9 protein-coding genes are annotated in these 10,898 nt (G+C 45.1%); 2 read left to right on the top strand and 7 right to left on the bottom strand.

Annotation, left to right across the window (positions count from 1 at the left end):
- Positions 1-239: 239 nt before the first annotated feature.
- The 5 genes from AACU59_RS00185 to AACU59_RS00165 form a co-directional block, all read right to left on the bottom strand.
- Positions 240-1,337: a DUF1513 domain-containing protein gene (locus AACU59_RS00185; protein WP_176428548.1), complete on the bottom strand. Its 1,098-nt coding sequence runs from the start codon at positions 1,335-1,337 to the stop codon at positions 240-242.
- Complete coding sequence (locus AACU59_RS00180; RefSeq protein WP_094145271.1) at positions 1,327-2,364, bottom strand: imelysin family protein; 1,038 nt, start codon at positions 2,362-2,364, stop codon at positions 1,327-1,329. The genes AACU59_RS00185 and AACU59_RS00180 overlap by 11 nt, the downstream gene beginning before the upstream one ends.
- 9 nt (positions 2,365-2,373) lie before the next feature.
- Positions 2,374-3,756 (bottom strand): di-heme oxidoreductase family protein, encoded by a 1,383-nt coding sequence (locus AACU59_RS00175; RefSeq protein WP_094145272.1) that lies wholly within the window; start codon positions 3,754-3,756, stop codon positions 2,374-2,376.
- A 78-nt stretch (positions 3,757-3,834) separates the two neighbouring features.
- Positions 3,835-5,097 carry an imelysin family protein gene (locus AACU59_RS00170; RefSeq protein ID WP_094145273.1) on the bottom strand — a complete coding sequence of 421 codons (1,263 nt, stop codon included), beginning with the start codon at positions 5,095-5,097 and terminating at the stop codon, positions 3,835-3,837.
- A gap of 166 nt (positions 5,098-5,263) precedes the next feature.
- Positions 5,264-5,911, bottom strand: coding sequence for a GTP cyclohydrolase II (locus tag AACU59_RS00165; RefSeq protein WP_013856740.1), 648 nt, complete (start codon positions 5,909-5,911; stop codon positions 5,264-5,266).
- Positions 5,912-6,134: 223 nt separating this feature from the next.
- On the opposite strand from AACU59_RS00165, the gene AACU59_RS00160 reads away from it, so the two are divergent.
- Together AACU59_RS00160 and AACU59_RS00155 are read left to right on the top strand one after the other, a co-directional pair.
- Positions 6,135-7,031, top strand: a complete 897-nt coding sequence (locus AACU59_RS00160) for an ROK family protein (protein WP_161437787.1) — start codon at positions 6,135-6,137, stop codon at positions 7,029-7,031.
- Between the two features lie 211 nt (positions 7,032-7,242).
- Positions 7,243-9,381: a TonB-dependent hemoglobin/transferrin/lactoferrin family receptor gene (locus AACU59_RS00155; RefSeq protein WP_094144474.1), complete on the top strand. Its 2,139-nt coding sequence runs from the start codon at positions 7,243-7,245 to the stop codon at positions 9,379-9,381.
- A gap of 191 nt (positions 9,382-9,572) precedes the next feature.
- On the opposite strand, the gene hutZ is transcribed toward AACU59_RS00155, so the two are convergent.
- Together hutZ and hutX are read right to left on the bottom strand one after the other, a co-directional pair.
- Positions 9,573-10,103, bottom strand: a complete 531-nt coding sequence (hutZ, locus tag AACU59_RS00150; RefSeq protein ID WP_013856737.1) for a heme utilization protein HutZ — start codon at positions 10,101-10,103, stop codon at positions 9,573-9,575.
- Positions 10,104-10,157: 54 nt separating this feature from the next.
- On the bottom strand, positions 10,158-10,667 hold the full coding sequence (gene hutX / locus AACU59_RS00145) for a heme utilization cystosolic carrier protein HutX (RefSeq protein WP_088732522.1): 510 nt from the start codon (positions 10,665-10,667) through the stop codon (positions 10,158-10,160).
- Positions 10,668-10,898 lie beyond the last annotated feature (231 nt).

Genomic DNA, 10,898 nt, shown 5'->3' with positions numbered 1-10,898 from the left:
CTCTTTCGAGAGCAACAAAGGTTGTACTTTCTCAGCAGAGTGGAGAGAAAAGCTATGAAAAATTAATAATAAAGCTAATAAAATGCTTTTGCTCATTCTGAACTATCCAACAACCTTGATTCACATTTCAGTATGGCAAAAGAAACGGCTATCTGCTAAACGTTGTTGTCGATATCAACAATAACTTCATAAACTCTCATGCAATGAGAATCATCATTAAACAAATTTAGTTCGCTTACTCAGCTTTTTTGGAGAGAGTAATCAATGGCAGACCAGTGATTGTCCCATTGGACATTACTACGCGTGCGTATTTCAGGTTGAGGATAGGGTGAACTAATGACCAAGCCAGCTCCTGAACTGACTTGGAACTTCTGATCTTGCACTACCACGCCAGAAGCATCCGGCAAAGAGGCCAACTCAACCAGTTGCAGTGTCTCTTTTGACCAAATACCGTAACAGTTACCTCGTGGAGAAGTCGCTAAAATCCATTGGTCGGTCGCCGCAATACTGGCAATGTAATGGTTGAATCTTGCCCATTGTTCAGGCTCTGCCAAGAGCGGAATGAGTTCGCCACCTTGGTGATGTAGCGCTACCAAAGGTGGATACTCTTCCGGCTGACCTCGGTATTGTTGGCCGCACAGCACAGTATCTGCACCATCATGAGCAAGATGGCGGATGCTCAAATGGTGGTCGTTCAATATTCGTTGCTCAAGCACTTCTCCTTGATGAGAAAGGTAGGTCAAGCTTGGCATCATGCTCTCTACGTTGAGTGGCTCGCGGCCGAAGGTATGCACCCCACCCACTCCAATCGCGAGCCGGCCATCTGGCATCACAATGACTTCGTGAGGGCCAATACCAAAACCACTGAACTCAGCCACTTTTTGGTAACTGTGCTGCACATCATACACACCAATAATGCCGCGACTTGTCGCTTTCTCGCCTTCGGTTGCATAAAGCCACGCACCATCATTTGAGTAAACGCCGTGCCCATAAAAATGTCGCGTGGGTTGCGCAAGTTGCAATTTGATGGGTTCTCCATTTTGATAGTTAAACACCATCAAAAACTCACCGGGACGACGGGCAAAAGCGACCACATGCGTCAAGGTAGGGTGGATAGCAACACCGTGTCCCCTTGCAGGCAAAGGTAATTGGTGAATCGCTTGACCTTGGGCGTCGGCTACAACGGCGCGAAACTGCGAGCCTTTATTAATAGCGCAACCAATCAAAGCGGGTTGTGGGCCACGGCGCGTAGTGGCGCACCCCAGCGGCAGCAGGGGCGCTGATGCGCTCAATAACGCCGCTTTCAGCAGCGTACGTCTTGTTAGATCAGTCACCATCGGTTGCATTAAATCCTATCACTACACCTAGCTCTACCGCGACTTCGTCATGCAGTAAATAATTGAGTTGTTCGAACTTGTTATAGAGCGCAAGCACCTCACGGTAGCCTGCTTTTGTTTGCAATAAATCAAATAAGCTGGCTGTTTGCGGCCACGTTTCCAACATCAAGGATAAATGTGCTTTTACGCGTTCGGCCATGGCGACTTGATCTCTTTCCCGCAACATCTGATCTAAACCGTCTTTTGCTAAATAGAGTGCTTGCATCGCTTGAACATTCTTTTGCAGGTTATTCAAAGAGACTTTGGCGCGCCACGATTCTGAAAAATAAGGGCGTGGCTGGCCGATATTGGCTAAGGGGCGACTCAGTTTTTTCATGCTGTAATCAAGCTGATTGGAGAGCAGCGCAATGTATTCGGCTTGCCAAGCGCTCAGATCCAGCATCAGCCATGGATTCTGTTGCCACTGCTCAGCAATCAAATGAGATTTCGTCGCCAAATTCGCGCTGATCGCTTGTCCAATCATACAACCAGTTTCTACTTGCTGGTTTTTCAGAAGCGGCGATTGAGCATCGTAGAGTAACCATTCCAATGCGCCAATCCCCTGCACTGTGACACTCTGGTTTGCAATCTGCTCCTCACTCCAGTGCTTGCCACTGCTCGCTAACAGGCTCATTTTTCGTCCGGTGGTGTCTTTTTTATCTGGCCAAAATTGTACGTTCCAACTTTGCTCGAGTGCTTTAGCTGGCCCTCTCTCTTGCCCTTGTAAAAACATCCACGCCCCAATAGTTTGCTGCCACTGTTCTTTCAGCAAGGGCAATGCAACATCGCCCAGCTGACATTGCTGATCAAATAATTGAGCAAGCTGGTGCGATTGTTGAGCAAAACGCTGCGCCGCAGCAAATTCAACCTCATAAACACCTTGGCTAACATGATTGTTTTTTTGCGGCTCAAGCGCTGATTTCGGCGTGGGTTGGCAAGCCGAAAGTACGCTGGTAACTGCTATCGAAAATAACAGAGGAAATTTCATGCTAGCACCCTATAAAGAATTAAGAAAAGCGATCAACGCGTTGCGTTCGCTGGCATTGAATTGACGTACTTTCTCTTTGGCACTTTGCGCCTCACCACCGTGCCAAAGTACCGCTTCCATGAGATTACGCGCTCGGCCATCATGTAAAAAATAAGTATGGCCGCTCACCTCTTGCGTATAGCCGATCCCCCACAAAGGCGGGGTACGCCACTCTTGTCCATTAGCTAAGGCTTCTGGACGATTATCGGCTAACCCTTCGCCCATATCATGCAGTAGTAAATCACTGTAAGGATGGATTTCTTGCTCTGACAAGGCTGGGCGATCCGTTCTTTTTACCGTTTTAAGGTTAGTACGGTGGCAACTCTCACAGCCAACTTGTTTGAACAATGATTGACCCAGCTTCACTTGTGGATCGTCGACATTGCGACGCACTGGAACGGCTAAATGCTGAGAATAGAATTCGACAAAATCAAGAATGTTGTCACTGACCTCAGGATCGCCGCCGTTAGGTAAGGTTTGACAAAGCGTTTGCTTCTCGGTGCAGTTTTCTTTTGGGAATAAACGGCTGGTCAATCCTAAATCGCCGTTAAACGCCGCGGCATTCTGTTGCATTAAACTAGGCTGCCCGGCTTTCCAACCAAAACGCCCGATGGCAAAATCTTTTTTTTCTACATCCCAAACACGGTTCACTTTGCCAGAGATACCATCGCCATCACTATCTTCAGGGTCTGCCATTGCTAATAAGCTGGCATCCGCGATGCTTTCAAGTAGGCCAAGGCCAATCATTGGCGGGGCGACACGCGCCGAAAATTGGGTGTCAGGATGCATATCACCATAACCAAGTTCAGTAATTTTTAAATTGGGTTTGCGTAACATCACTTGGTGGCCATCCGTAAAAGCAACCGCAACCTCTTGATAAGCGATTTGGATTTGTCCTTCTGCTTTTTGATCGGGCAAAGCGAAATCTTGTAACTGTCCACCATAGACGGGCTCTGGGATCCCCCCTTCTTTAGCGTAGATCGCTTTTTGTTCATCCGTCACCGCTGGAATACTCAGGCGAACCAACATCGAAACGGCATGTGTGTCATTTTTTTCTGGCGGATGGCCGCGACCATCTTTGATGTGACAATTTTGGCAACCATTGGTGTTAAAAAGCGGCCCTAAACCATCTCTTGCATCGGTAGATGATGGCGCTGGCACCCAAGGGTTACGAAAGAAACTGTTTCCCACGCTAAAATCGAGCCGTTTGCTCATCGGCAAATTGGCCGCAGGAAGCGAGTAAGCATTCGGCCCAGCTTTGGTTGTACTGGTTTTGCCACCCGACTTCACCTCATCGGCATAAACGGGGTGGGCAAACAAGGTTAGGAGCGCGACGGTAAAAAACGATCTCATTGGGCTTTTCTCAACATCTTTATTCAGTGTAAACGTGGAAAAGGGCTCATCTGAGCCCTTGGATCTTTCATCTTATTATTAGAATTCGTGGTCTGCAGTATCTGGATTAAGGTTATCAATCCCAATCACTGAAGCGGTACGTTCTATCGAAGCAGTTTGAGCCACTAAAGCCATAATGGCTCCATTGACTATCGCGTTGCCTTGAGGATTGTTAGCCGCGATCAATTGATCGAAATGCTGATTATCTTTTTCAGCCGACGTGACTAATTTACCGACTTCAGCGCGCGCACTGTCAAACTGCTTTTGAATCTCTTTGGCTGCTTGTGCATCCTTTTGTGCCACTAAATCATTCAGGCTTGGGCCTGTTAGTACCTTTCCGTCTTGACGCTGGTAAGAACCCGTATAAAGGTTGTAAATACCTTGTTCATTGTAGTAATGAGAGTTATGGGTATTATCCGAGAAACAATCGTGCTCATCTTCAGTCGAGTTTGCTTCTAGCGCCACTTTCATACGCTCGCCCGCTAATTCGCCCAGTGATAAAGACCCCATACCAAATAGCATCTTACGCAAACCATTGTCTGCTGATTCCGCAAGTAATTCGTGACGGTAATTGGCTTTTTCATCCGCAGACCACTGTTTTTCCATCCATGCCAAATCTTGCACGAGCAGCTGAGCTGCCGCTTTTAAGTATTGAGCACGGCGATCACAATGGTTATTAGTACATTCGCTACCCACGACAAAATCCGTGTAAGCACGAGCACCGGCTCCCGCATTGGTGCCATTTAAATCTTGGCCCCACAGTAGGAACTCAATGGCATGATAACCTGAAGCGACGTTAGCTTCAGAGCCACCGATTTCGTTTAAGCTGGCAATCAGCTCTGGTGTGATAGTGGAGACATCAATCGTTGTCGCGCCAATTTTCAACGTTTGGTTGGCAATGATGTTAGCGCTGGCGCCTTCATTGCCCAGTTCATATTGGTAATCAGTAGCGACGTAGTCAATCAGCCCTTCATCAAGAGGCCAAGCATTGAGTTGCCCTTCCCAATCGTCAACAACGGCATTGCCAAAACGGAAGACTTCGGACTGCTGGTAAGGCACTCGCGATGCTAACCACGCTTGTTTCACCTCTTCCAATTTAGCCGCCGAGGGTGTCATCAAGAACTGATCAATTGATTTTTCTAATGATTGAGCGGTCGTCAGCGAATCTGCAAACACGGCATGGGCAATATTGGCATAATGTTCGACCACCTGCTCCTTAGTGACGGTAGCGGCAAATGACGCACTACTTGTGATGGCAAGTGAGGCAGCAATTGACTGAATAAGAAGCGTGTTAACTTTCATGGGAGCATCCTTGTTGAGGCGATTTGAGCTTTATCTTGTGGTAGTGCTAATTATTATCATTTGCACTTTTAGTCGCCGATAATACAAATTATCCATTTTTTTGCAAGGTAAAAACGTCAAAAACCTCACCGAAATGAGGTTTTTGGCTGTCATCTATAAGTCTGAATTATAGTTTTAAGTTGTGTTTGCCATGGGAGACTTTGGCCTTGAGGTAATTTTCATTACCCGACTTAATATGTGCTGCGGTATTCACGACCTCTACAATTTCAATACCATGCTCCTTCAGCTCACGACTTTTTTTAGGGTTATTAGTGACTAAACGAATCTTGGTCACATTTAACGCTTTCAACATCTGCGCCGCTTCAGTGAAATCACGCAAGTCGTCACCAAAGCCAAGATGATTGTTGGCTTCATAGGTATTCATCCCCGCACTTTGTAAGCGATAGGCATCAATTTTGTTGTACAGACCAATGCCTCGACCTTCTTGACGCAAATAGAGGATAATGCCGCCAACTTCGCCCATTTTATTAATGGTTTCTTCTAATTGTTCACCACAATCACAGCGTGATGAGTGAAAAACATCGCCCGTTAAACACTCTGAATGCATACGGACTAAAGGAGTTTCCTGAGTAACATCAGCGGATTTAAAAATGACCGCAACATGTTCTTTGTCTGTTTTCAGTCCTCTAAAAGAGAGTATTTCGGCGTCAATATTGCTTTTTAGACCGACTTTGAAATCCACTCTGGCTCGTACTTCCGCCATATCTACACTCACTTGAATAATTGCTTGTTGCAATGCTGAATTGATTTGCATTCGAATTGACCCATTGATGACCTAACTATGGGGATAGATACTCCCCTTTTCAATAAAAAGATCACTTGCTGAGAAATGTTATAATATAACAATTCTCAGCAATCAAAAGAAAAAATCTCACCACTTCACGTTATCTTGTTCAGTTCAAAGACAAAACACTTTGATTATTAGACTATATTCCATAGTCAGGACTCACACTCGACATCCAAAATAAGGAAAAATCATGCTGATAGGTTTCGACATTGGCGGCACCAAAATTGAAATTTGCGTACTGGATAAATCAGGAAACACCCTCTTTAAACACCGAACCCCTACCCCACATGAGTACGAGCTTTTTCTAAGCACCTTATGTCAACTGGTTGCAATGGCCGAAAGCGAAACGCAAACTCACTGCCAAATCGGGATTGGACTTCCCGGAGCCATCAGCCCAGCGACAGGGCTTATCAAAAATGCCAATTGCACTTTTTTAAATGGTCGAGATTTAAAAGCCGATCTGTGCGCTCGCCTCCAGCGCAACGTTGTAATTGCTAATGATGCCAATTGCTTTGCGCTGTCTGAAGCGGTCGATGGTGCCGCCAAAGATGGTAACGTAGTCTTTGGCGCGATTTTGGGCACAGGTTGCGGCGGCGGTATTGTGATCAACAAACAGGTATTGGTCGGTGCGAACGCCGTATGTGGTGAGTGGGGGCACAATCCGCTGCCAAGTTTTACCAGTGAACGTGATGGGCCTACTCGCCACTGTTATTGCGGACGCGATAACTGTATTGAACTCTTTATCTCCGGTTCTGGCTTAACAAAGAGTGCTCAGTTGATTGGTCAACAAGAGTGGAATGCAGCCGAAATTATCACTCGCTACCAGCAGCAAGACCCACAAGCAACAAAGCTTTATCAACAATTGATTGATCAAATGGCGCGCAGCTTTGCTTGCATCGTCAATGTGTTGGATCCTGATGTGATAGTGCTTGGCGGAGGATTATCAAACGTAGCATCGCTGTATGTTGATCTACCGCGGGCAACAGCGGACTATGTTTTTTCTGATAGTGCACAGATTGTGTTTACCCAAGCGAAATATGGTGACAGCAGCGGCATCCGTGGTGCAGCTTGGCTAGGTTTGAACTAGCAGAAAGTGATTAAAGTCACAACTTTAGTCATCGAAAAATTAAGTAAAGCAAGTGTTTTACATATCAACCAATTGATATTTAAACTATATATCCCTAATTCTGTTTACACTTCACTCCGCGCATAAATACAAATGATAGTAATTACCATTTAGATCCAATATCATTGCACACAGCTTAAATCTGTTATTGATGAATAAGGTAATAACTCAGATGTACACTAAAACACTACTATCAGCCTCCATATTGCTAGCACTTTCCCCTGCAGCTCTCGCAGAAGAAGTTTCTCGATTCGATGAGGTTGTTGTTTCGGCAACGCGAACCGAGCAGAGTAAAAAAGATGTATCGTCATCCATTGAAAGTATCTCCTCTTCTGAGATTGCAGAAGTAATGGCTGATAATATTCAGCAAGCTCTAAACTCCACCCCAGGTGTTGAAGCAGAAGGTAATGGCCGCTTTGGAATAGCAGGATTTAATATTCGCGGCATGGATGGAAGCCGTGTCAAAATGATGGTTGATGGTGTACAGCAACCTGTACCTTATAACCCTGGCGCAACTGAGCAACGAAAATATCCAAACGCAATAGAGATTGACACTCTACAAGCTATTGAAGTGAACAAAGGTGCGTCATCTACACTGTATGGATCTGACGCTTTAGGTGGTGTGGTATTGCTACGCACTAAAAATCCAGAAGACGTTCTCGTCACAGAAGAAAATGAGCAACGCTTCGGTATCAAGTCTGGTTATACGTCCGCTAACGAGCAATTTAAAACGACATTAACGTGGGCAATGCGTCAAGATAAACTGGAAACCTTACTGATGGCAACTTATGCCAATGGCAGTGAGACCCAAACTCATGGCTCAGGTTCAGAAATCGAAGGCCCTGATCGCGGCGCTCAAAACCCGGCTGACTCCAAACTTGGCAACCTGTTGGCAAAAGCATTTTATCAAGCCAATGATAACCATCGACTTGGGCTAACCGCCGAATATTACAACAAACGGTATGATGAAGACGAGCTAAACTATAACGGTTATTCCATTATGCCCGGCTTTACCTATACCGATAACTACAACCAAGATACCAATGAGCGTCTTCGTGTCGGTATAGAGCATCAATGGTTGATGAATACCCTGCTTGCTGACTCTTTAGATTGGTCATTGAATTTCCAAGATTCTAGCGCTCTCGCTAAGAACTACGACACAACGCCATCTAATGGCCGCCGATTACGTGAACGGGAATCATCAGATCAATCGATTCAATTTGATGGACAGCTCTCAAAAGCCGTAGATCTCAATGGCAACCTTCATGAATTTACCTATGGTGCCAGCTACATCAACAACGACTTCGACCTCGATAATACTGACTATAAATTAGATGCAGGTACATCGACTCCGGGTAGCTCTGGCATTCCTGATGCGACTATCGTGCAATGGGGGCTATTCCTACAAGACCAAGCCTACTTCATCCAAGACCGTTTAATATTAACCGCTGGTCTTCGATACGATTCTTTTGAAGCGACACCCAGCGTTGATGCTGGCTACACTCAGTCTTATGAAGCCAATAAAGACAGCGCATTCACTGCTCGATTGGGTTCTGTTTACCACGTCAATCCTAACCTAGCGGTATTTAGTCAAATTAGCCAAGGATTCAAGGCACCAACTGTTTACGACCTTTACTACTTCTATAATCAGGGGGCAATCATTGATGCGAACCCAGATCTTAAAGCAGAGAAAAGTTTGTCCTATGAACTTGGGCTACGTGGTCAAAATGACTCAACTAATTTTGAAATCACCACCTTCTATAACGAGTACACCGATTTTATTACTCAGTCAAAGACAGGCAAACAAGGTGGCAAGGATATCTTTACCAAAGAGAACTTGGATGAAGTCACGATTTATGGTGCGGAATTTAGCTCTCGAATTGACTTAGATAAAGCGTTTAATGCCCCACAAGGGACTTACACCCGTCTAGCCATTGCTTATGCAGAGGGAGAAGATAAGAAAACAGGTGATGCTTTAGATTCAGTCGCGCCTCTAACCAGTAATGTAGGCTTAGGGCTGGATCGCGACCAATACGGAGCACTGCTTAATGTTAAGATGGTTGCAAGTAAGACGGACTGGCAATCAAATACAAATGCAGATACCGCTGGTTATACACTTATCGATTTAACGGCCTACTATAAACCAATGCAAGACCTAACCATCCGCGCTGGTCTATTCAATGCACTCGATAAAAAATATTGGCTGTATAGCGATCTCACGGGCCGAGATGCTACTGGCGAAACCTTTAACATCGATAGCAAATCACAGCCTGGGCGTAACTGGGGTTTAAATGTAGATTATCAATTCTAACGTTCTCTCATCCAAGCAACAAAGCCAAGCTCTACGCTTGGCTTTGTTTTATCTACATTTCTCATACTCGATTAACGATCCCACGAAGTCACAGATAAATCATTAACTCGTAACAACGGTAAATCACGATCAAAAAAGGCTAGATAACTAGCCTTTTCTTCCAATGTCCAATGTATCTTGAGCGATTAAGATTACGCGTTGGAAATTTTCTTATGCCCTTCATCAAGGTGCACAAAATCAACCATATCATCACCAGACACTTGATACGCCTGGCCAAAGCCTTTCACATAAAGACCTTTTTCTACTTTCAATTGGAATAAAGCAAAGTCTTGTAGCTGGCTTAAGCCGTCAATGATCTCGCCAAAACGAGCTTGCATTTGGCCAATGACTTGCTGCCATAATGGCGTTTCACGTGGTACAACACTCGCAACGGCGTCAAACGTCAACCGTTGACGAGCAAAAATCTGTTTTGATGAGCCTTCGTCTGCAATCATCATCAAGGAGACGTGCGGGTTCACCTCCAAGTTACGCGCATGACGAGCGATGTGCGAAATCAGCACAAAGTAACCTTCTTGGTTTTGCACAAATGGCGCGTAGCTCACATTCGGACGGCCTTCTGCGTCCACTGTAGCCAATTGCAATGTACGACGTTCTTGACGAAACTCTTGGATTTCAGGTTCCAATCGTCCTTGTAATCGCTCTTGTTTGATCTGCTGATCCATGACTTTCTCCTCGACCCTTTCGCATTGCGTTCAGGGCTTATCGTTATATCAATATTATTGGTTGGAATGAACGTCTTGTTGTAGTGCTTTAAAACGTGCGACTTGCTCTGCAATCAGTTCGCGCTTTTCATCTCGGCCTAGATAAATTTTAAAAATGTTATCGCCTTGCTCACTAAAGAAACCAAAGTAATGACTTTCACGTCCCATAAAAGGCTTGCTGACTAAAGCAACGTGTTGGATGGATTCCAACTTTAAGTGGCCGTGTAACTCGCCCTCTTTACCCATCAAGTTATAATAGCCACGAGCCAACTTCCCTTTTGGAAAAGGCGCTTTCACTTCAAATATAGAGCCAAAAGAGTGGACAATCGTTGTGACCATTCCCCAATCCGCTAATGATTCCAACAGCGATTGAGCTTGAGCTCCATCAACAATCGCAACCATCTCTTTAGGCAATGCCTGCACCACTTCAAATTCAGTCACATTCAACTCTTGCGCCATCGCTGCCGGCAATAAGGTCGGTTGTTGCTCTAATAAAGAGGCCACTTTCTGTTCAAGTAAATCCATATCCATTTCCAGTTCGTTCTTCGCTTTAAATCGCCTTACGCTGGCTCAGTACATCACATTAATCGCCACTAAAAACCCGATCTAGTAAGTAAAATTATGGCAAGGGTGAATTAATTCAGGTGTTTATGATTGAGTGTGGGTGATGGAAAACCCTGTGCTAACAAGGCATTTCTAACCCAGCTTTTCAAATTCATAAAATCATAATTTGATGCAAATGATAATGCAATTGAT

The sequence above is a fragment of the Vibrio sp. V23_P3S9T160 genome (assembly GCF_963886625.1).
Classification (GTDB): Bacteria; Pseudomonadota; Gammaproteobacteria; order Enterobacterales; family Vibrionaceae; genus Vibrio; species Vibrio anguillarum.
This window is presented reverse-complemented; position numbering and strand designations above follow the sequence as displayed.

Bases quoted from the DNA above. Each gene is read 5' to 3' on its own strand.
- AACU59_RS00155 (WP_094144474.1), top strand. From the start codon at position 7,243: ATGTACACTAAAACACTACTATCAGCCTCCATATTGCTAGCACTTTCC.
- AACU59_RS00170 (WP_094145273.1), bottom strand. From the start codon at position 5,097: ATGAAAGTTAACACGCTTCTTATTCAGTCAATTGCTGCCTCACTTGCC.
- hutX (WP_088732522.1), bottom strand. From the start codon at position 10,667: ATGGATTTACTTGAACAGAAAGTGGCCTCTTTATTAGAGCAACAACCG.
- AACU59_RS00180 (WP_094145271.1), bottom strand. From the start codon at position 2,364: ATGAAATTTCCTCTGTTATTTTCGATAGCAGTTACCAGCGTACTTTCG.
- AACU59_RS00175 (WP_094145272.1), bottom strand. From the start codon at position 3,756: ATGAGATCGTTTTTTACCGTCGCGCTCCTAACCTTGTTTGCCCACCCC.
- AACU59_RS00185 (WP_176428548.1), bottom strand. From the start codon at position 1,337: ATGGTGACTGATCTAACAAGACGTACGCTGCTGAAAGCGGCGTTATTG.
- AACU59_RS00160 (WP_161437787.1), top strand. From the start codon at position 6,135: ATGCTGATAGGTTTCGACATTGGCGGCACCAAAATTGAAATTTGCGTA.
- hutZ (WP_013856737.1), bottom strand. From the start codon at position 10,103: ATGGATCAGCAGATCAAACAAGAGCGATTACAAGGACGATTGGAACCT.
- AACU59_RS00165 (WP_013856740.1), bottom strand. From the start codon at position 5,911: ATGCAAATCAATTCAGCATTGCAACAAGCAATTATTCAAGTGAGTGTA.